The 21,912-nt window shown below is 34.2% G+C and carries 21 protein-coding genes; 7 read left to right on the top strand and 14 right to left on the bottom strand.

What is annotated here, in order from left to right; genetic code table 11:
- Nucleotides 1–2: 2 nt before the first annotated feature.
- Together CLU82_RS04655 and CLU82_RS04650 are read left to right on the top strand one after the other, a co-directional pair.
- The gene (locus tag CLU82_RS04655; protein WP_232735213.1) at nucleotides 3–2,297 is read left to right on the top strand and encodes a BamA/TamA family outer membrane protein; all 2,295 of its coding nucleotides are present in this window, start codon (nucleotides 3–5) and stop codon (nucleotides 2,295–2,297) included.
- A gap of 77 nt (nucleotides 2,298–2,374) precedes the next feature.
- The gene (locus tag CLU82_RS04650) at nucleotides 2,375–2,995 is read left to right on the top strand and encodes a DUF4230 domain-containing protein (RefSeq protein WP_100844935.1); all 621 of its coding nucleotides are present in this window, start codon (nucleotides 2,375–2,377) and stop codon (nucleotides 2,993–2,995) included.
- Nucleotides 2,996–3,074: 79 nt separating this feature from the next.
- On the opposite strand, the gene CLU82_RS04645 is transcribed toward CLU82_RS04650, so the two are convergent.
- The 9 genes from CLU82_RS04645 to CLU82_RS20840 all read right to left on the bottom strand — a co-directional run bounded on the left by CLU82_RS04645 (nucleotide 3,075) and on the right by CLU82_RS20840 (nucleotide 13,717).
- Nucleotides 3,075–4,838 (bottom strand): aromatic amino acid hydroxylase, encoded by a 1,764-nt coding sequence (locus CLU82_RS04645; protein ID WP_100841989.1) that lies wholly within the window; start codon nucleotides 4,836–4,838, stop codon nucleotides 3,075–3,077.
- A gap of 277 nt (nucleotides 4,839–5,115) precedes the next feature.
- Nucleotides 5,116–7,377, bottom strand: a complete 2,262-nt coding sequence (locus tag CLU82_RS04640) for a multicopper oxidase domain-containing protein (RefSeq protein WP_100841988.1) — start codon at nucleotides 7,375–7,377, stop codon at nucleotides 5,116–5,118.
- 10 nt (nucleotides 7,378–7,387) lie between these two features.
- Nucleotides 7,388–7,942 (bottom strand): DUF3347 domain-containing protein, encoded by a 555-nt coding sequence (locus tag CLU82_RS04635; protein WP_100841987.1) that lies wholly within the window; start codon nucleotides 7,940–7,942, stop codon nucleotides 7,388–7,390.
- Nucleotides 7,943–8,122: 180 nt separating this feature from the next.
- Nucleotides 8,123–8,491 carry a hypothetical protein gene (locus CLU82_RS04630; RefSeq protein WP_100841986.1) on the bottom strand — a complete coding sequence of 123 codons (369 nt, stop codon included), beginning with the start codon at nucleotides 8,489–8,491 and terminating at the stop codon, nucleotides 8,123–8,125.
- Nucleotides 8,492–8,566: 75 nt separating this feature from the next.
- The gene (locus tag CLU82_RS04625) at nucleotides 8,567–8,959 is read right to left on the bottom strand and encodes a group III truncated hemoglobin (RefSeq protein WP_100841985.1); all 393 of its coding nucleotides are present in this window, start codon (nucleotides 8,957–8,959) and stop codon (nucleotides 8,567–8,569) included.
- Between the two features lie 74 nt (nucleotides 8,960–9,033).
- Nucleotides 9,034–10,278 (bottom strand): threonine ammonia-lyase IlvA, encoded by a 1,245-nt coding sequence (ilvA, locus tag CLU82_RS04620; RefSeq protein WP_100841984.1) that lies wholly within the window; start codon nucleotides 10,276–10,278, stop codon nucleotides 9,034–9,036.
- Nucleotides 10,279–10,502: 224 nt separating this feature from the next.
- A complete protein-coding gene (locus CLU82_RS04615; RefSeq protein WP_100841983.1) occupies nucleotides 10,503–11,051 on the bottom strand; it encodes a DUF4136 domain-containing protein in 549 nt (182 codons plus the stop codon).
- 126 nt (nucleotides 11,052–11,177) lie between these two features.
- On the bottom strand, nucleotides 11,178–13,157 hold the full coding sequence (locus CLU82_RS04610; protein ID WP_100841982.1) for a urocanate hydratase: 1,980 nt from the start codon (nucleotides 13,155–13,157) through the stop codon (nucleotides 11,178–11,180).
- A 383-nt stretch (nucleotides 13,158–13,540) separates the two neighbouring features.
- Complete coding sequence (locus CLU82_RS20840; RefSeq protein WP_198520187.1) at nucleotides 13,541–13,717, bottom strand: DUF5522 domain-containing protein; 177 nt, start codon at nucleotides 13,715–13,717, stop codon at nucleotides 13,541–13,543.
- 105 nt (nucleotides 13,718–13,822) lie between these two features.
- Between CLU82_RS20840 and CLU82_RS04605 the strand changes: the two genes are divergently transcribed.
- The 4 genes from CLU82_RS04605 (at nucleotide 13,823) to hemL (ending at nucleotide 17,255) form a co-directional block, all read left to right on the top strand.
- Nucleotides 13,823–14,164, top strand: coding sequence for a hypothetical protein (locus CLU82_RS04605; RefSeq protein WP_100841981.1), 342 nt, complete (start codon nucleotides 13,823–13,825; stop codon nucleotides 14,162–14,164).
- A 3-nt stretch (nucleotides 14,165–14,167) separates the two neighbouring features.
- Nucleotides 14,168–15,061: a 1-aminocyclopropane-1-carboxylate deaminase/D-cysteine desulfhydrase gene (locus CLU82_RS04600; protein ID WP_100841980.1), complete on the top strand. Its 894-nt coding sequence runs from the start codon at nucleotides 14,168–14,170 to the stop codon at nucleotides 15,059–15,061.
- Nucleotides 15,062–15,093: 32 nt separating this feature from the next.
- Entirely contained in the window at nucleotides 15,094–15,900 is an 807-nt protein-coding gene (locus tag CLU82_RS04595) for a glucosaminidase domain-containing protein (RefSeq protein ID WP_100841979.1), read from the top strand.
- Nucleotides 15,901–15,968: 68 nt separating this feature from the next.
- Entirely contained in the window at nucleotides 15,969–17,255 is a 1,287-nt protein-coding gene (gene hemL, locus CLU82_RS04590) for a glutamate-1-semialdehyde 2,1-aminomutase (protein ID WP_100841978.1), read from the top strand.
- An 89-nt stretch (nucleotides 17,256–17,344) separates the two neighbouring features.
- Here the strand turns inward: hemL and CLU82_RS04585 are convergent, their stop codons facing one another.
- Nucleotides 17,345–17,782, bottom strand: coding sequence for a hypothetical protein (locus tag CLU82_RS04585; protein WP_100841977.1), 438 nt, complete (start codon nucleotides 17,780–17,782; stop codon nucleotides 17,345–17,347).
- 241 nt (nucleotides 17,783–18,023) lie between these two features.
- Between CLU82_RS04585 and glp the strand changes: the two genes are divergently transcribed.
- Nucleotides 18,024–19,193 carry a gephyrin-like molybdotransferase Glp gene (glp, locus tag CLU82_RS04580; protein ID WP_100841976.1) on the top strand — a complete coding sequence of 390 codons (1,170 nt, stop codon included), beginning with the start codon at nucleotides 18,024–18,026 and terminating at the stop codon, nucleotides 19,191–19,193.
- A 32-nt stretch (nucleotides 19,194–19,225) separates the two neighbouring features.
- Here glp and CLU82_RS04575 read toward each other — a convergent pair whose 3' ends face one another.
- From CLU82_RS04575 to bla, 4 genes are all read right to left on the bottom strand, one after another.
- Complete coding sequence (locus CLU82_RS04575; protein WP_100841975.1) at nucleotides 19,226–19,663, bottom strand: DUF1801 domain-containing protein; 438 nt, start codon at nucleotides 19,661–19,663, stop codon at nucleotides 19,226–19,228.
- 14 nt (nucleotides 19,664–19,677) lie between these two features.
- The gene (locus CLU82_RS20965; RefSeq protein ID WP_100841974.1) at nucleotides 19,678–19,992 is read right to left on the bottom strand and encodes a hypothetical protein; all 315 of its coding nucleotides are present in this window, start codon (nucleotides 19,990–19,992) and stop codon (nucleotides 19,678–19,680) included.
- A gap of 30 nt (nucleotides 19,993–20,022) precedes the next feature.
- On the bottom strand, nucleotides 20,023–20,535 hold the full coding sequence (locus CLU82_RS04565; protein WP_100841973.1) for a GNAT family N-acetyltransferase: 513 nt from the start codon (nucleotides 20,533–20,535) through the stop codon (nucleotides 20,023–20,025).
- A 482-nt stretch (nucleotides 20,536–21,017) separates the two neighbouring features.
- Nucleotides 21,018–21,911, bottom strand: a complete 894-nt coding sequence (gene bla / locus CLU82_RS04560; protein ID WP_100841972.1) for a class A beta-lactamase, subclass A2 — start codon at nucleotides 21,909–21,911, stop codon at nucleotides 21,018–21,020.
- Between the last annotated feature and the right edge of the window lies 1 nt (nucleotide 21,912).

Below are 21,912 nucleotides of genomic sequence, written 5' to 3'. Positions count from 1 at the left end.
ATATGAAAATTAGATATATAAAATATTTTATAGTGCTGTCCATATTTTTTGTTTTTGGATGTAGCAATACTAAATATTTGCCAGAAGGTGATTTACTGTACACAGGAGGTTCTGTAACAGTAAAGGATTCCACTATGAAAAAGAAAGAAAGAAAAGAACTGGAGAAAGCACTGGAAGAATTGTTACGGCCTAAACCGAATAAAAAAATACTAGGCTTGCGTCCTAAATTATGGATCTACAATATAGCTGGCGAACCTAAAAAAGATAAAGGTATAAGACATTGGCTAAGAAATAAAGTTGGGGAGCCTCCTGTGCTTTTTAGTAAAGTTGGTTTAGATTATAACGCAGCTGTTTTAAGAAGTTTTGCAGAAAACCGTGGTTATTTTAAAAACAGAGTCAGTGCCGATTCTACTGTGAGAAATAAAAGAGTAACAGCAGAATATATCATTCAGCCAAGAAAACAATACAAAATAAAAGAAGTAAAATTTCCTGATGATTCTTCTGCTTTAGGAAAAGCAATTGCAAAAACAAGCCGAAGATCATTATTGAAAGAGGGAAATGCATACGATCTGGATGTTATAAAAAACGAACGGGAACGTATTGATGCCAGATTAAAAGAAAGAGGGTTTTACTATTTTAACCCAGATTATATTTTGGCTCAGGTAGATAGTACAAAGGGTGATTATCAGGTAAACATCAAATTAAAAATAAAAGATGAAATGCCCGAAAAAGCCAAAATCGCTTATAAGATTGATAAAATTGTAGTATATCCAAATTTTTCGGTTTCAAAAGATACTGTAAAATATAAAAAAGAAGACATTGTTCAATACAACGATTTTACTATTATTGATACGGCTGACACTTTTAATCCCAGAGTTTTTGACAGAGCAATACTTTTCAAAAAGGGCGACTTTTATAATCGGAAAGATCATAATCTTACACTGAATCGTTTTGTGAATCTGGGAACATTCAGCTTTGTGAAAAATGAATTCAAAACTTCGGATAGTATAAAAAACACTTTAGATTCCTATTATTATTTGACACTCTTGCCTAAAAAATTTATTCGTGTTGAAGTTGTAGGCAAAACGAATTCTGCAAGTTATACAGGTTCTGAAATTAATGTAAACTGGAATAACCGAAATCTATTTGGAGGAGCTGAACTGCTTACTGTATCTGTTTTTGGCGGTGCAGATTTTCAGCTTGGAGGAGAAAATAACGGAAAAAACATATATAAACTGGGAACTGAAACCAGTCTGACATGGCCAAGATTTATTACTCCATTTAATATCCAAGGAAATAGTGAGTTTGTCCCTAGAACTAAAGCCACGGTTCGATATGAATTTCAAAACAGAACCCAATTGTATTCGCTAAATTCTTTTAATGCATCTTTTGGTTATTTATGGAGAGAAAGTGCTCGAAAAGAACATCAGTTAAATATTATGGATATTACCTATGTAAGTCCAAATAATGTAACAGCTGAATATCAGGAAGATATAGATGAAGATGCAGCTTTGGGGAAAGTCATCGAAAAACAGCTGATCTTTGGACCTACGTATTCGTACACTTACACCAATACGATGCAAAAGCGAAAAAAACATACTATCTATTTTAATGGAGAATTAGATTTGGCAGGAAACATAACAGGTTTACTAACAGGAGCGAATATCAAAAAGAAGGATACTGTAAAGATATTTAATGTGCCGCTTAGTCAATATGTAAAATTTAAGACAGATTTTCGTCATTACATAAAGCTAAGTAAAGAAACACAATTGGCAAGTAGAATTATTGTTGGAATCGGATTGCCATACGGAAATTCGAATGTTATGCCAACATCAAAACAATTTGTATCAGGAGGAACCAATAGTATTCGTGCTTTTAGAGCCAGAACACTTGGTCCGGGAAGTTATTTCAATACAGTCACAACAAATTCATACTTACCAGATCAAGCGGGTGACTTGAAATTAGAGTTCAGTAGTGAATACAGAGCAAAATTGTTCAGTGTAGTTAATGGAGCATTGTTTGTAGATGCTGGAAATATTTGGCTCTTAAATGCAGATCCTAATAAACCTGGAGCCGAAATTTCTAAAGATTTTATGAAAGATATCGCTGTGGGCGCTGGAGCAGGCTTACGATTTGATTTCTCTTTTTTGATTTTAAGAACTGATTTGGCAATACCGTTAAGAAAACCTTGGTTGTCCGAAAATGATCGTTGGGTAATTGATAATATTGATTTTGGAAGTAGTACTTGGAGAAAAGATAACTTGATGCTTAATATTGCCATTGGATATCCTTTTTAAAAAAAACATAAAACACTTAATTTGTCTTTTGAAAAAAAGAAGTAAATTGGTCTAAATAATATTATAGAATGCAAAATATGCTCAAAAGAATTTTAGCCGTAGTTGGAATTGTAATCGCTGTGATTTTGGCTTTCAAATTTTGTGAGTTCAAAAAAGGAGATGATTCATCCTTAGAGTACAATACAAATTTGATTCAACAGCAAATTGTGAATGTGGGTAAATTGGTGGTTACTGAAGGTCATTTTTCAGAAGTGATTACCTATAAAAACCAGCAAAAGTACATGATGGATATGCTTTCTTTTGAAAAAAAAGCAATTGTCATTGTCAATGCCGATGTTGCAGTTTCATATGATTTGCATCAACTTAAATACGATATTGACGAGGCAAACAAAATCATTACCATTATAAGTATTCCAAAAGAAGAAATCAAGATAAGTCCAGATATAAAATATTATGATGTACAACAAAGCCAAATGAATCCTTTTACTGGCGATGATTACAATAAAATCAATAAATCGGTAAAGGCAAATCTTGCTAAGAAAATCGACAAATCATCCTTGAAATCCAATGCTCAAAATCGTTTGATAAGCGAACTTTCCAAGATTTTGATTCTGACTAATACAATGGGTTGGAAGCTAGAATACAACGGTAAAGTAATAGAAAACGAAAAAGCACTTCAACAGGGTTTGAAGTTATAAAATATTTAAAACACAAATTTCACGAATGGACAAAATAATTATAATCTGTGTTAATTCGTGAAATTCGTTTTTATATCATTTAGTGAGTAGTCTCTTCGTTTTCAAAAATCAATTCCAATCCATTCGAAATTAATTTTTTGATTTCGGGACGTTGTTTTTTTAAGTTTTCTAAATGTAAAATCACTTGTTGCATTAAAACTGTTTCATTTCGTGTATTCAAAAGTTCAATGAGTTCTATAGAAAGCAACCAGTCATTTGGATGTTCTTCTTGGAGTTTTGTGAAGATTGGCTCAAGAGAAGTTGAAGTGTCGTTAGATTCACGAATGTTTCTTACAGTTTGATACAATATTTCCAAATCATCTCTTTCGGCAGTTTGTTTAGCTTTAATGGTTTTGCTCGAAGGAACGTGCAAAATCAAATCAAAACTGCTCACATCAGCTGGTCCAGAGAAAGCCGAAACCAGTTTTTTGCCTACAGCCATATCATAATTTCCCCATTCTGGTTTAAATAAAACAGTGTCTCCGTGAGTTACGGTACAGTTTTTAAAACAAATCAGAATAATTTCTCCGTGCAGATTTCTCTTTCCAGTAACGATTTCTCCAACCACTTTTATATCACCTTCAAATTCAAGTGTAGCGGTTTGACCTTCATAAATGTTATAGGCTTGTAAATCTCTAGGGCTCATGTCTTCAATGGCCAAATTGATTCCTTTTAATTTTCCTATCGGACTGCCAAAACCTTCTGGATGGGTATCAGTTCCATGCCCAACTAATTCTTTTTCACGATATGACAGCGCCGTTTTTCCTGTGGTTTGAAAGTAAATTGGTTTTCCATGTTCTTCAATAACATTTGTAAAAACTCCTGAAATTTGTAAACCAGTACTCAATTCAGCAGTTCCCAACGCTTTGGAATGAATCAGCTTTTGAATACCCGATAAACCTCCAGTTCTCAAAGCCATAGTATTAGCAAACTCTTCCAGAATCAAACTCAAATAAGTAAAATCGGGAGTAACATACAGCTGAGGCTGTAATTTGGTTATATCAAAACTCTGATTTACAGCCGAAAAATCATAAGGGATTTTCTTGACGTTATCCGTCATACACCAAGCGCTTTCGCCAATAGAGGACAGCAATCCAGCGCCATATATTTTGGGGTTTTCCAAAGTTCCTATTAAGCCATATTCTACTGTCCACCAGTGCAGATTCCGAATTTGAGCCATTTCAGATAATTCACCCATATTGTTTTGCAGGTCTTCCACTGCTTTTTCAGCAGCTTGAATTTCGTTTTGCGGAGTTCCTTCAGCTTCTTTCAAAATAGAAAGCAATCGAATAGCCTCGTACATTTCATAATCTTTATGTGAGGAAATGGCTTTGCATCCTATTTCTCCAAAACGGCGCAGATATTCTGCATATTCCGGATTGGCAATAATGGGTGCGTGTCCGGCACCTTCATGAATAATGTCTGGTGCAGGAGTATATTCTATATGTTCGAGCTGACGAATATCGGAAGCAATTACCAAAACATTATACGCCTGAAATTCCATAAATGCATTCGGCGGAATAAAACCATCCACCGCCACCGCAGCCCATCCAATTTCACTTAGTATGCGATTCATTCCATACATACTCGGAATATTATCGACTTCAATCCCTGTTTTTTTCAAACCATCCAAATAAGAACTATGTGCTACTTTCGAAAGATAATTTACATTTTTGCGCATTACATAACGCCAAACCGCTTGATTAATAGGAGTGTAATCGCTGTAATCTTGAGGTTTTATAAATTGCTTTAAATGCTTTGGTAATCGATCTAAAAGAGGATTGCTTTTTATTTTTGAGTTCATAACGAAAACGATATAGTTTTAGCAAATTTACAATTTTATCCTGTTTTCACCTTCGTTTTATGCTAAATTTATAGCGAAAGGTATTTGAAGCTATTCCGGCTATTCGTTTCAATCTTTTTGTATAAAATCATTTTTTGTAAGCTATTGCAGGAGCTTCCGTTGGTCGCTCTGCATTAGCTACAAAAAAATAGATTTTATACAAAAAGGATTTTCACTGCTATCCGGGCTAGGGTTGATAGGGTTTTAAAAGAATACTATTCAAGTATTTGTATAGGATTTAATAATTCAAATTAATTCCCAAACCTATTCCCATGTCGCTGTCGTAATGTGTAGTTATACCAAAGTTTCTTTTTATGATGTATTTTAAACCTGCCATATATTCTTTATCAGTATTCCACATTAGGGTCATTCGCACTCTTTTAGAGATTGGAATATCGTTTCGCATTAATTGCAGTCTTACATTTCCATCAGTAAAAATCTCTGCTTGTGCTTTTATAAGCATTGGTAAAACATATTCAAGTCCTGCACTAAAAACAGAGCGATTATCTTTAGTATTAGTTTGTCCAAAAACATTTTGTTCAGTTTCTCCATCCTCCATCTTTCGGTAGCGCCAATCAAAGCCAACGAATGGCATAATCCATTGCATTTTTCCAATATAGCGGCCAATATGTGTTTCGGTTTCATAACCATGATGATCATTGTAACCCAATCTCCATTCAGTTCCTATGCTCCAGCGCGTATTGCTAAACATAGCTTCTCCATCATTTCCATTGGAAGCAAAATCATTTTCTGCCATAAAATGAAACATACGATCGTCCATTTTTAACATTTTATAAGCCATTTTCGGATCAGGAATTAACGGATTCGGAGCCGAATTTTCATAACTAAAAATACGCCCCATTCCTGCCATCATATGATATAAAATATGACAATGAAAAAACCAATCGCCATCAGCATTTGCCTGAAATTCGATAGTGTCGGTTTCCATAGGCATAATATCAATGACGTTTTTTAATGGTGAGTAATCACCATGCTCGTTCAAGATTCTGAAATCATGCCCGTGTAAATGCATAGGATGACGCATCATTGATCCATTATACAGTACAATCCGAACGTTTTCTCCTTTCTTAATTAAGATTTTATCGGTTTCAGAAATTACTTTATTGTCTAAACTCCAGACATAGCGGTTCATGTTTCCTGATAATTCAAAACGCAATTCTTTTACATTCGCCTCTTTCGGAAGATTTGTTTTGGTTGGAGATTTTAGCATTCCATAATTCAAAGTAATTATATCTGCAGTTTCGGTACTATCATTTGACATGTTCATGTTTTCCATAGTATGATCCGAATGATTTGTTGCTTTTGAATATTCATCTTCACCTGTGATTTCGGGATACATTACAGAATTCATGTCCATTTTATTCAATGACATATTCATATCCATATCGTTCATCTCACCATTCATTTTCATCATATCGTTCATCATCTTCATTCCATCAAAATATTTTAATTTCGAAAGATGGGCAACAGGCTGTTTAATACCATCGCCTAAAAATAAAGAAGCCGACCCTGTTCTGTCTTCAGCAGTCGCTAAGAATGCAAAGGATTTTTTGTCTTGAGGAATCGTAACCACGACATCATAAGTTTCCGAAACGGCGATAATCAGACGATCCACTTCTACGGGTTGAACATCATTACCATCGCTGGCAACAACTGTTATTTTTCCGCCTCCATAAGTAAGCCAAAAATAACTTGAAGCACCTCCGTTTGCAATTCGAAGTCTGACTTTTTCACCAGGTTTAAATTGAGAAAGTTGCTCTTCATTTTTACCATTAATTAAAAATGTCTCATAATAAACATCGCTCACATCCATGGCATTCATCCGTTTCCATTCATTTGTGATTTTAGTCGAAAAATGTCCTTGTTTTATGGCTTCTGCATAACTTTGAGTCGTTCCTTTTTTTATAGCAAACCAATCATTAGCATTGTGCAGCATCCGTTGAACGTTTTCTGGTTTTAAATCAGTCCATTCGCTCAAAATAATCGGAATCGTTGGTAAATCATCTATGTCTTTTCTAAAAGTAGAATCACCTTTCTTTTTGTTTATGATAAAAAGCCCATATAGACCAATTTGTTCCTGAAGTCCAGAATGACTATGGTACCAATAGGTTCCGTTTTGAATAATCGGAAAACTGTATTTATGTGTTGTATTTGGTGCGATTGGCATTTGCGTTAAATAAGGAACACCATCTTCTTTATTTGGTAGAAATAATCCGTGCCAATGCAGGGCAGTGTTTTCTTTTAATTCATTGTGTACATAAATTTCGGCTATATCTCCTTCTGTGAAAGTTAAGGTTGGCATCGGAATCTGACCATTTACAGCAAATGCGTGTTTGGAGCTGTTTCCAAAATTTACGATCGTATCGCGAACGTAAAGGTCATATCGAACAATTTTTTGTGAAAAAAGGGATGTCGAAATAAAACATAAGATTGCTATAGTTGATAGCAGTCTTATGTTTTTATTTTTTTTTACTTCCATTTTAATGAAATTATTTTAAAGTTTCAACCGTTTTGCCACAAGTCAGCATCATTGATCCATAATAAGGATTTTTGATGGCACTTTCTTTGCTTAGCCAATTTGCTCCTTTGCCTTTGTTTGCCATTGGGCAAAATTGGTAATAGGTTGGAGTTGTTTGTTTTGATGCTTTTATTAGTGCATAAATGTTTTTTGAAAGTGTATTAAAATGATCTCTTTGGTGTTTTGCATCTTTTGTATCCGAAATATGTTCGGCATCTTCTTTTAAATCAGCAATAACTTTCATCCAAACCATATGAACTTTCATTTCTAATTTGTCCATTTTCACTGCATTTATTGCCGAAAGCATTAATGTTGATTTTGCTGAAGCCATTGCTCCATCTGTTTTTACTAAAGCATCTTTTATGGCAAAATAATTATTGAAAACTGCTGCAAGTTGATCTGTTTGCTCTGCTTGTTCACTATCGCTCGCGTTTTGTGTTTTAGTTTTTGTATTTTGTGCATAGCTTGCTATAATTGATAACATTATTGTAATTGCTACCAATAATTTTGATGTTGATTTTCTCATGATTTTATGTTTTTTGAAAACAAAGTATTTAAATACTTTGTTTCATATTAATGTTTTATGGTGAAAAGATCTTATGAATTTCTTTTCCCTTTTTTTGACACTATTTTTTGTAAATAAATAATTTTGAAAGGAATGTGGTTGCTTTCAATAAGGCAGACCTATGGCTGTCATAGTTTAAAATTATTTTATTTTTGGCGGTAGCCAAACAGAAGTAAAACCTGAAGTAATAAAGGTTTCTGAATCATAAAATTTTGATTTTTCATCTGAAAAATCAAAATTATTGTCTTTGAATTCAATTTCGGAAAACGAAATTATACTGAAATTTACAGATGAAGTTGTACAGTTTGTATGCCCACATTTTCCACCACAGTTGTCGCTTTTATCTTTTGAATGATTGTTTTTGCTGCATTCTTTCTTTTCGGATTTTGAAGAAACTTCTTTTTTGCAACAATCTTTTTCTGATTTAGTCCCACATGCATAAGTCAAAGCTGGCAAAAGAAAGAAGCCAAGCGTTAGAATTATGATAAATATGTGCAACCGTTTTTTCATTTGTTAAAAGTAATAAATATTTTTTATATGGTTTCTTTTGCTTTCTGAGTAGTTCAAGAACATTAACTTAGTTTTTTATAAAAGCGGGTGTTTCCCTTCGTGCCTGAAATATTCAATTTTATAATTAAACATTTCAGCCATATTAGCTCCTCTTAATTTGGCTTCTTCAGCTAATGGTCCTACAAATAAACTATCTACGGTTTGTGTGAAAATTTCCATCCAGTGGTTAAAGTGTTTTTTCTCAACGGGAAGCTGTCTGTGCGGAGGAAAAGGACTTCCAGAATAAGTATGTTCTTCGAGTAAAATTGTTTGCCAAAAACGATACATTTTTTCCAAATGTTCTGGCCATCGGTCACCTATTTTTTCATTAAAAATGGCGCCAATCAATTCGTCTTTTTGCACTGTTGAGTAAAAGGTGTTAACTAATAGTTGAATATCTTCTATATTTGAAATGTCTTTGTTTGTCATGATATTTTTAGGTGTAAAAAGGCTATTCAAAGATAGCTCATAATTAAAAACTCGATAGAAAAAGAATTGTTAATTTATCCTATCAATTGGGTGAAAAGGTCATGTCTTTCGTTGAGGTATTGGTATTCAAATCCTTTAGAATTCATATTGTTTTTAATAGCATGAATATCATTTGGATTCTTCAATTCTAATCCCACAACTACTGATCCCACTTCACGGCTATTCTTTTTGGCAAATTGAAAATAGGTAATATCATCATCAGGTCCTAAGATGTCGTTTACAAATTCCTTTAAGGCTCCAGGACGTTGTGGAAATTGAATCATGAAATAATGCATCAATCCTTCATAGAGTAAGGATCGTTCTTTTATTTCGGCAGTTCTTTCAATGTCGTTGTTACTTCCACTAACAATGCAAACTACTGTTTTTCCTTTTATTTCTTCCTTGTAAAAATCTAAAGCAGCAATGGTCAATGCTCCTGCAGGCTCTACTACCATAGCTTCTTCATTATACAAACGCAAAATGGTGGTGCACACTTTTCCTTCGGGAACCAGTATAATGTCTTCTAAGTTTTTTTGGCAAATTTCAAATGTCAGGTCACCTACTTGTTTTACAGCAGCGCCGTCGACAAATTTATCTATAGTAGTTAAAGGTGTATTCTTGTGATTGGCAATAGACGTTTTCATCGAAGGAGCACCCTGAGGTTCTACTCCAATAATTTTGGTATTGGGACTTAATTGTTTGAATACAGTTGATAAACCCGAAGCCAGTCCGCCACCACCAATAGGAATGAAAACATAATCAACAGGTTCGTGATAATCATCCAGAATTTCTAAACCAACAGTTCCTTGTCCCGCAATAACTTCTAAATCATCAAAAGGATGGATAAACGTTTTATTGTTTTCGGTGGCATCTGCTATGGATTTTGCGTAAGCATCATCAAAAGTATCACCTGTCAAAATGATTTCAACATAGTTTTTTCCGAACAATTCGACCTGTTTTACTTTTTGTTTAGGAGTTGTTTTTGGCATATAAATTTTACCCATTATTTTCAAAAGATGGCAAGAATAAGCTACTCCTTGAGCATGATTTCCTGCACTGGCACAGATGATTCCCTGTACTTTTTCGGCATCGGTAAGGGTGCACATTTTATTGTAGGCTCCTCTTATTTTATAGGAGCGAACAACTTGTAAATCCTCACGTTTTAGCAATACTCTTGCTCCAAATTCTTCGGATAAATTTAAGTTTTCAATCAACGGAGTAGGAGAGATTACTTCTTGTAATTGCTTTTGAGCTTGCTCTATGGTTTTAAATAAATCCATTTTTTAGAAATTGTTATTTATTGTTTTAGAAATCATGGTTTTGGTCAAAAAAAAACCTCCCGATCTGGGAGGTTTCATAAATGTATATTTATTACTTATTTATACAACACCTCACCATAGCTATCGAATGATAATTATAATAATGGCAATGATGTTAATTAAGTTTTTCATTTTTTCTGCTTAGTTCACAAATGTATTCATTTTGGATAACCTAAAAAAATAAACTATTTCTTTTTCTCTTTAGGAAGTGCAGGTGGATATTGAGCCAGAATTTGAGTTACAATATTATTGACGATTTCATCTTTTCTATCCATATCTTTACTAAGTGTTCCAGTTCCTTCTCCTTGCCAAACTAGTTCTTTCTTTTTGGCGTCGATAAGGTCAATGTACAAAGTGCCTTCAGTAGATGAACTAACGGTGGTTTGTCCTCCATACATATACGGATTCCAACCATAACCCCAGCCATAACCCCAGCCAGCGTTGAATTGGTTTACACTAATTTCTTCACGGGATTTGGTAAAAATATTAACTAATAAATCTGGATTTTCACTTTTCGTCATTCCTTTAGCTTGCAACTGCTGATCGATTGCGTTCAGAATTCTTTTTTTATCCAAATCAGAAATTTCGACTTTATCAATTCCAGATTTCATAAAAGCAAAAGTTTTATATGGTTTGAAATCGACAGCTTTGTCATAATCAGAATATACTTGTACTGAGTCACAAGAGGCTACTATGAAAAGTAATAATAGGGGCAAGAATCTAAAAGTTTTCATGATTTAAGTGATTTATGTTCAAAATAAACTAGTTCAAAAATCGTACCAGATTTACTGTCTTAAAGTTAGCAGATTTATTTTTACTGTCCAAAGATTTTAACAAATTGTGTTATTCTTAGAAATAGGTTAATTTAATAGATCGTCATCTACAAGATTTGGAAGTGTAACTTTCAATAAAGGTTCCACTTCCATTGCTCTTTTGATGGCAAAAACAGCTCCTTCATTACGAGCCCAACTACGTCTTGAAATTCCGTTATTTACATCCCAAAAAAGCATAGAAGCCAAGCGTCTTGAAGCTTCCTTGCTACCGTCTAAAACCATTCCAAAACCACCATTAATAACTTCTCCCCAACCAACGCCACCACCATTGTGTATGGAAACCCAAGTAGCCCCACGGAAACTGTCTCCAATCACGTTTTGAATCGCCATATCAGCTGTAAAACGAGAACCGTCATAAATATTAGAAGTTTCCCTGTATGGTGAATCTGTTCCCGAAACATCATGATGATCACGTCCTAAAACTACTAATCCGATCTCGCCTTTAGCAATCGCTTGATTGAAAGCTTCGGCAATTTTTACACGACCTTCGGCATCAGCATAAAGGATTCTAGCTTGTGAGCCAACCACTAATTTATTTTCTTGTGCTCCCTTTATCCACTGAATATTATCCTGCATTTGTTGCTGAATTTCAATTGGAGCTGTTTTAGCCATTTCTTCTAAAACTTGACATGCAATAGCATCAGTCTTGGCTAAATCTTCTGGTTTCCCAGAGGTACAAACCCAACGGAAAGGCCCAAAACCAAAATCAAAACACATTGGCCCCATAATATCTTGCACATAGCTAGGGTATCTGAAATCAATATTATTTTCCGCCATAATATCAGCTCCAGCACGTGATGCTTCCAGTAAAAAGGCATTTCCATAATCAAAGAAATATGTTCCCTTTGCTGTGTGTTTATTAATAGCTGTCGTGTGTCGACGTAATGTTTCCTGTACTTTTTCTTTGAATAAAATTGGATTGTTAGCCATCATTTCATTGGCTTCTTCAAATGAAATTCCAACAGGATAATAACCTCCCGCCCACGGATTATGAAGTGATGTTTGGTCAGAGCCCAAATCAATCAGGATATTTTCTTCGTCAAAACGTTCCCAAACATCTACTATATTTCCGAGGTAGGCGATAGAAACGGTTTCGTTATTGGCTTTTGCTAAAGCGACTCTTTTAACTAAATCATCAATATTTTCAACGACTTCATTAATCCAGCCCTGACTGTGACGAATATGAGTGATTTTTGCATTAACTTCGGCGCAAACTGTAATACAACCTGCAATATTTCCCGCTTTGGGTTGCGCACCACTCATTCCTCCAAGTCCCGAAGTAACAAATAATCCTCCTTTTGGAGAACGTTTTATTTTTCTAAAACCATTCAAAACTGTAATGGTCGTTCCGTGTACAATTCCTTGCGGACCTATGTACATATAGCTACCCGCGGTCATTTGTCCGTATTGAGAAACTCCCAAAGCGTTCATTTTTTCCCAATCATCAGGCTGCGAGTAATTCGGAATTACCATTCCGTTGGTAACTACGACTCTCGGAGCTTCTTTGTGAGAAGGAAATAATCCCATCGGATGGCCAGAATACATGGTTAATGTCTGCTCATCGGTCATTTCCGACAAGTATTTCATCGTCAATAAATATTGCGCCCAGTTAGAAAAAACCGCTCCGTTTCCGCCGTAAGTAATCAATTCGTGCGGATGTTGCGCCACAGCATAATCCAGATTATTCTGAATCATCAGCATAATGGCTTTGGCTTGTTCGCTTTTTCCCGGATATTCAGAGATTGGACGTGCATACATTTTATAATCAGGACGCAAGCGGTACATATAAATACGGCCGTATGTTTCTAATTCATTTCGGAATTCAGGAATTAATTCGGCGTGATGTTGCGGTTCAAAATAACGCAACGCATTTTTAATAGCCAGTTTTTTCTCATCGTCAGACAAGATTTCTTTCCGCTTTGGCGCATGATTAATATTGGTTTCATACGGCTTGGGCTGTGGTAGTATAGCAGGAATTCCTTGTTGAATTTGTTCTTGAAAAGTCATGTTTTGTGTTTTTAAAATCTAAAATTAATATCGTTTCAAAAGCAATTTTGGGCGTGACCACCGCTAGAAAAAAGGGCTAGTTTCGTTGTCGTCATTGCCCTTTTTCCTATCGGTGGTCGGGCTATCCGCGCTACTTCGGTAGCTAGCTTCTATCCCTCACGCACATCACGTAAACCAAGATCTTTTCGTAAAACCAGAAAGGATTCTTTCATAAGGACAATGATGTTTGTTGCTTTTTTATGTACTAAAAACATCATCCACTAAGGATAACGTATATCGGACCTATGATAGGACTTGTGAATTTTAATTTTATATTTTAAAGAAAGGATATCCATTTCTGTTTTGAGTATTTGATATTTATTTAGCTTTTAGTCATCTGAATTCTATTTCCTGATTTCTCCTGTTCTTTTATCAAATCCATAAGGACAATGACGACAACCGCTTTTGCAACAATAGCCTCTTTTCAAATGATGTTTTTCAGTAAAGCATTTGTATCCTTCAGGGGTATAATAAAAATCTTCCCCTTCTATTAATTTATTTTCATTACTTTGTTCTGCCATTCTGTTTTTGGGTCACTATAATATTTAGAAAATCGACGTTGGGCGATTGTAGTTTTCTTTAATTTGAACTAAATTATCTGTACAAATCTATAAATTTTATAAACAATGTTTGTTATTGTTGCCAAATATTTAATTCCTAAAGGATATCGAGGACTAACTGTTTTTCCTTTTGTACTCATTAAATACGCGCTTGACTCCAAAAACAAAGTACTAGTAAATCATGAAAAAATACATATTAGACAGCAATTGGAATTACTAGTGTTTCCTTTTTTTGTTTGGTATTTTGTTGAATATGCGGTACGTTTGTTGCAATATAAAAATGCCAACTTAGCCTATAGAAACATCAGTTTTGAAAGAGAGGCTTATGCCAATGAAGAGCGAATAGATTATCTTAAAAGTAGACCTTTTTTTAGTTTTTTAAACTATTTAAAAACAAATAAATCCTAAGTTTTGAATCAAATACTTCCACTCGAATTACCAAATGGAATTTCTCTTGAAATAAAAAGAGAGGATTTGCTTCATCCCTTTATATCAGGAAATAAATTCAGGAAACTAAAATACAATTTACTTCAGGCCAAATCGGAAGGTTTAGAAACTGTACTTACTTTTGGAGGTGCATATTCTAATCATATTTCAGCAGTTGCTTATGCTGGAAAAGAACAAGGTTTTAAAACTATTGGTGTAATTCGTGGTGATGAATTGGGTGATAAAATTACTGAAAACCCAACTTTGAAATTTGCTCAGGATTGTGGTATGCAATTTGAATTTGTATCCAGAGAAGCTTATCGACTTAAAACGGAACCTGATTTTATAGCCAAGCTAAAAGATAAATTTGGTTCTTTTTATTTAGTACCCGAAGGAGGGACTAACGAGTATGCTATCAAGGGATGTGAAGAGATATTGACAGACAAAGATGCTAATTTCGATTTTGTATGTTGTGCCGTAGGAACTGGCGGAACTATTTCTGGGATTATCAATAGTGCTTTGCCACACCAAAAAGTTTTGGGATTTCCAGCATTAAAAGGAGACTTTTTAAAAGATGAAATTCGTAAATTTGCCACCAATCAAAATTGGGAGTTAGTAACTGATTATCATTTTGGCGGTTACGGAAAGGTAAATGAAGAATTGGTACAGTTTATCAATCAGTTTTATCAGCAAACACAAATTCCTTTGGATCCCATTTATACAGGAAAGATGGTTTTTGGCGTTATAGATTTAATACAAAAGAACTGGTTTCTTGATAATGCCAAAATTCTAATGATTCACACAGGAGGATTACAGGGAATTCAAGGGATGAATACCATTTTAAAAAGCAAAAATAAAACATTGATTGAAGTGCAATAATAATTGTAATAATCAATCTCAAATATCAAAATATGGTCAAGAAAATATTTTTATTTCTCTTAATTGCAACTTTCATAAGTTGTGGCTCTTCAAAATCAACAATTCAAACTACAAAAAAACCTGTGGGATGGAAGTACTCCAAACCAATTCAAAACGGTAGTGGGAGTTCTAAATCCCAAACAAAGTCAACCAGTGAAATAGTTAACGGGTACATTGCACAATATAATAGTGTTGCGATGAGTAATATGAAAGCATACGGAATTCCCGCCAGTATTATCTTGGCACAAGGAATTTTAGAATCAGGTGCAGGACAAAGTGATTTAGCTATAACTGCAAATAATCATTTTGGAATAAAATGTCATGACTGGACAGGAGATAAAGTTTATAAAGATGACGATACTGCTAATGAGTGTTTCAGAAAGTACAATCAAGCTTCGGAGTCGTTTAAGGATCATGCTATGGTGTTAACAGGTAAAAATAGATATGCCAACTTGTTTAAATTATCAAAAGGAGATTATAAAGCGTGGGCAAAAGGATTGCGTGAAGCAGGCTATGCTACCGATCCAAAATACCCTGAAAAGCTAATTAATTATATCGAAACCTATAATTTGCATGAGTATGACAACAAGGTTTTAGGAAAAGGGAATCAAAAGGAAGAATCCAAGGTGTTAATAAAGGATGATTTTGGTTCAGACCAAGCCAATTTGTATGAGATTCAAAAAGGAGATACTTTTTACTCCGTTTCGAAGAAATTTAATTTAACAGTTGAAGAATTAAAACAGAAAAATAATCTTAGCGACAATGCACTTTCAATAGGACAGAAGTTGATTGTGAAATAGAGTAATTAGTTGTCAGTTGATAGTTAAAAATTGAAGTTACAGTTGTTATATAAAATATACTAAATAAAATGATCTATAAAAGAAGCAGTGAACTTTTTGCTGAAGCAGAAAAAGTAATCCCAGGAGGGGTAAATTCGCCAGTAAGAGCTTTTAAAGCAGTAGGTGGAACACCAATATTTGTACAAAAAGCTAAAGGAGCTTATTTGTATGATGAAGACGGAAATAAATTAATCGATTATATTAATTCTTGGGGTCCTATGATTTTGGGTCATGCTTATGAGCCTGTTGTAGAAGCAGTAATTGAAAAAGCAAAACTTGGAACTTCTTTTGGAATGCCTACAGAATTGGAAACTCAAATCGCTGCTTTAGCCGTTTCGATGGTTCCTAATATTGATAAAATTAGATTTGTGAATTCGGGTACTGAAGCTTGTATGAGTGCTGTGCGTTTGGCTCGCGGATTTACTAAAAGAGATAAAATTATCAAATTTGCAGGTTGTTATCACGGTCATTCCGATTCGTTTTTGATTCAGGCGGGTAGTGGAGCAGTAACTTTTGGATCGCCAAATAGTCCAGGTGTAACAGCAGGAACGGCTAAAGATACCTTATTGGCTAAATACAATGATTTAGATAATGTAAAGATTCTAATTGAAGCCAACAAAAATGAAATTGCAGCTATAATTATAGAGCCAGTTGCAGGAAACATGGGATGTATTCCTCCTGTTGAAGGGTTTTTGGAAGGATTGCGTGAACTGTGTACAGCTAACGGAATTTTATTGATTTTTGATGAGGTAATGACAGGTTTTAGATTGGCTAGAGGTGGAGTTCAGGAACTCTTTAACATCAAAGCTGATATTGTTTGTTTCGGAAAAGTAATTGGAGGAGGATTGCCAGTTGGAGCTTTTGCGGCCCGTGCCGAAATCATGAATTACCTAGCACCACTTGGGCCTGTTTATCAGGCAGGAACTTTGTCTGGAAACCCATTGGCTATGGCTGCAGGATTAGCAATGTTACAAGCATTAGATAATGACAGAGCAATTTTCAAAAGATTGGAAGAGAAAACGGCTTATTTAGGAGCAGGAATCGAAAAAGTATTGAAAGCGAATAATGTTGTGTTTACTATTAACACAATTGGTTCTATGATTTCAGTACATTTTGATGCGAATCCTGTAACTGATTTTAAATCTGCCGCAGCAGGAGACAATGAGACATTCAAGAAGTTTTTCCACGGATTAGTAGCTGAAGGAGTGTATATCGCGCCATCTGCTTATGAAACTTGGTTTATTACTGATGCATTGACGTACGAGGATTTGGATTTTACTATTAATGCAATAGATAAAGTCTCCAAAACGTTCTAAGAATATTTATACTAAACAAAATTCCACTCTTATAACCTCATTAAATTGGTTAAAAGAGTGGAATTTGTATTTAGACTTATAATAAAGTATTAATATTGACTTCTTTTTTCTCTCATTCGGTCTTTCATTTTATCTTTATTCTCTTCTCTCATAGTTTGCCATTTTTGATATTGATCAGCTGTTAAGATGGCTTTCATTTTGTTTTCAGTATCTTCTTTCTCAGCTTTCAATTTGGTTTTAAGAGCTTGTCTTTCTTCTGGAGTCAATTTTGTTCCACTATCTTTACGGGACTCTTTTTGAGACTTAAGGTCTTGTGCTTTATCGCCTTTCTCTGCCAATATTTTGCCTACTGCTTCTTGTTGTTTTGCATCTAGGTTTAATTCTTTCGTTAAGTGAGCCAAATGTTTTTGCTGACGTTGTTCTGGAGTCATTTTTTCTATCTTAGGATCACCCGGTTGTGGAGTGCTTACTTGTGCAAATCCAGATATTCCTATCCCAAATACTAAGGCAATAATTAATTTTTTCATCTTTGTTTTTTTTAAGTTATAACCATAAGACAAATATAACAATCAAAGGTTTAATGGTTTAACTTTTATTTAGGAAAAATATTATTTGTAATAATGATTTGGGTGGTGAATACTTTTGTTTACGGTTGTATAAAATTTTGTAACAAGAAGAAGAGTAGATGTTTGCTAACTTTTATGCAGAAGCAACAATAAAATCATTTTCGAATCGTATTTTTGAAAATAAATATAATCCATAGTACACATGATTTCTGTTCAAGAAGCCTTTTCGATATTACAAAATAATTTACCCGTTTTACCTAAAGTTGAATGTTCTCTTTTTGAAGCGAGAAAACATATTTTAGCGCAATCACTTTCATCACCAATTAATATGCCTCCTTTTCGACAATCGGCGATGGATGGATATGCTTTGTGTTTACATGATGCTTTGCAATATGAAGTTATTGGAGAAGTAAAAGCAGGAGATTCACATACTGTTGAATTGCTTCCTGGGCAAGCCGTAAAGATTTTTACGGGAGCAGCAGTACCCGATTCGGCACAGGCAGTTATTCAAATTGAAAAGATTACTGCTAATGGTACACAATTAGTAGTGGACGAATTAGTACTACCCGAAACTAATGTTAGACCAATAGGCGAACAAATTTCGGCTGGAGATTTAGCACTTGAAAAAGGTACCCTTTTGAATGCAGCTGCGATTGGTTTTTTGGCAGGACTTGGTTTTACAAAAGTTAGTGTGTATGAAAAACCAAAGGTTGGAATTGTAGTTACAGGAAATGAATTGTCTAAGCCCGGAACACCGCTTGAATATGGAAAAGTATATGAAAGCAATGGAATTATGCTCCAATCGGCATTGATGGATGGGTATTATGATGCTGTTACTTTGTATGAAGTCAATGATGATTTTGAAAACACCAAAAATAAATTAAATGAGGCCTTGACGACTAATGATGTTGTATTGGTTTCTGGAGGAATATCGGTTGGTGATTATGATTTTGTAGCACGAGCTTTGAAAGAACTTGAAGTAGAAACTTTATTTTATAAAGTGAATCAAAAACCTGGAAAGCCTTTGTTTGCTGGGAAATTAAAAGACAAAATGGTTTTTGCTTTACCAGGAAACCCAGCTGCTTGCCTAACTTGTTTTTATGTATATGTTTTGCCTACGTTGGCAATATTGTCTGGTGCCGAAGCCAATTATCAACAAGCAGTTTTGTTGTCTATTGCTCATGATTATGAAGTAAGAAATACGCGTTCTCAGTTTTTGAAAGCGAATATTAGTAATGGAGAAGCAGAAATTTTAACGCACCAAAATTCATCAATGCTGAACTCTTTTTCAGTTTCCAATGGATTAGTTTATGTTCCAGATGGTAATTATGAATTGAAAAAAGGAGATAAAGTTGAGGTGTATTTGTTGTAGATTTTTGGAGGCTTCTTACTTATTTTAAGCGTCTACTTTTCTTTACATGCACATTCATGATGTTCATTGATATACACAATAGTAGTTTTGCAGAGTTTTTCTAAAGTAGAGGTATTTATGTCTGATAGTTTTTTGATGTAAAGGCAGGATTTACCCATTTTAAACTTTCCGAAGTCGTCTAATAAATGTTTATTGTCTTCGGTTGGATTGAATACATAAAGTGAAAATTCTGCTTTCCGAGGGGAAAAACCAATAATAGGAGCGTCACCTTCGTGTCCAGATTTATATTTGTAATGGTAGCTGCCAAATCCAATAATGGTTGGTCCCCACATTTTAGGTTCAAATCCTGTCCATTCTTTCATTAACTCAATTAATCGAAAACTATCCTTCTTTTTTTGATCATTATTAACATAAGAGTTAATGAAGTCGATTACGTTAATTTCAGTTTCAGTGGTCTTATTTTTTGCCATGATGAAATAGATTATTAAAGAGTATCAAAAATTAAAAATATGAATTTATCCTGAAAAATAATAGTTAATAAAATTGACAATAATAATGAAATTGAAAATGACTTGAGATTTCTATTTTCTATTTTTAAATTATCTTTAAAAAAGAGAGCTCTTATAATTATCCCAATAATTACTGTATAAACCAAAATATTTGTGATGACCATAAAGGCATATGCAAAATTTACGATATCAGAGAAGATTTCTTGTCCTTCTGCGAAAGATTGATTACAGTAAAAAAACAAAAATGCTAAAAAGAGTAAATTATACCTTTCTTTGATTATTTTAATCATACTTTTTTTGTGGTTTATTTTTGAATTTTATTAGGCTTTAATAAGTACTTTTTCAAATGCCTTTCTTTCGCCTCCTCTAAAATAAACCTTCCCACAATACTTGTAACCAGATTTTTCAAAGATTTTCAGCATGGCAATATTGTCAAAATTGGTATCTGCTTTAACGCTGTATATATTATTGCTTAGGGCAAACTCTTCAATAAAATCCAGTATCTTTTTGGATAACCCTTTACCCAGATAATTTTCTGAAATTGCCACTCGGTGGAAAACAACAAAGGTGTCATTCGATAACCATTCACCAATTATTTTTGCGTATTCCGGTTCGTCATTTACTAATACTGCGGTATAACCTATAATGTTTTCTCCTTCTGTCAAAACAAATCCCTGACCTGCATCAACGTCTTTTTTTACCACCTCAGGATTAGGATAGCCATCTTGCCATTGATCGCTTCCATCTTCTTTTCTACGAGCTATAGCCTGTTGTAAAATGTTCCATATTGCAGGGATTTCGGAGGTTGTTGCTTTTCTGAAAGAATAATTCATTTTTGTCGATATTTATTTTGGGATTCATCAAATATAGTGAAAGAATTATTTCAGAAAAAGAAAGGCACATGTGTAAAATACAATTTATTGCTCCTCCATACTATTATTGAGGCTCGCCTCTCGATTTTGTAGGTATAACCTACGTTTTGGATAGGTGCACCTTTGATTTTGAAAGGCAGACCTATCGTTTTTTTAAGTGATACCTTTAAAATTTATAGGATCGCCTATCTGCTTTAGAGGTATCGCCTATGATTTTGATAGGTAGTACCTTTAGATTGTTTATGTTGGCCACAATTTTATTATGGAGCACTTATGATTTTAGTAGGTGAGCCTACAGTTTAGATATGTGAACCTACTATTTTAGTAGGCGAGCTTTTGCTTTTAGTAGGTACACCTATGGTTTTGATAGGTAAGCCTACAGTTTAGAGAGGTGTGCCTATGATTTTGATAGGCTAGCCTATAGTTTTAAAAGTGAGTAGTTTTTATTTCAAATAATAATCCCAAGTTGCTTTTGCAATGTCTGAAATTATTTTTTCGTTAGTTTCAGCATTTTCAGTTGAATCGGAGACTAGAACAGTTATGAAAATTGGTTCTCCATTCGGTAATACAATAACTCCAATGTCATTAGTAGCCGCAGTTACATTTTTGTCATTTGTTCCCGAAAGTCCTGTTTTATGAGCTACAATTGTTTTTTTAGGGAGCTGTCCTCTAAGTCTTTTCAATCCAGTTGAAGTTTCGGTCATCGCTTTCCAAAGGAATTTGTAATTTTCTTTAGATAATATTTGGGTGTTTGTTTTATCGTATGACTTTATTAGCAGCGTATTCAAAGCAATTGGTGTGGCCCAATTTTGGTACTGAACATCCCATTCCTGATGCATTTCTTCTTCGGTTGTTTTAATTGAAATATTGGTCAGTTTATTTTCTGATAAATAATCTTCAACGACTTTTGTGCCGCCAATGAAGCGCAATAAGATATCACAGCCATTATTGTCACTTTGAGATACAGTATATCTTAGTATATCCGAAATTGTCAAAGTTACTCCATTTGGATATTCATCTCTAATTGGACTCCAGGTATGGTAAGGAAGCTCATTTTTTGTAATTTTTATTTTTTGATGTAAAGTAAATTTCTTCTTGTCAATTTCGGATAAAACGGCAAGAGCAATAGGAAATTTATATACGCTTTGCATCGGAAGATGTTCGTTTCCATTGATATTCAAAGTGTCTTTGTAATGGTTAGCAACGATAGAAACCCCAACAGTTGCTTTTTTGCCCTTTAAAATGTTTTCAATTTTACTTTTCAAAATCGGAACTTGCGCATTCGAAAATACAAATGTCAATAATAAGGCAGTTGTTAAGGCGGTTTTTCTTTTCATT

Origin of the sequence: Flavobacterium sp. 5, from assembly GCF_002813295.1 — a bacterium.
Taxonomy (GTDB): Bacteria; Bacteroidota; Bacteroidia; order Flavobacteriales; family Flavobacteriaceae; genus Flavobacterium.
The sequence above is the reverse complement of the archived record's forward strand: the minus strand, read 5'-3'. Positions and strand labels throughout refer to the sequence as shown.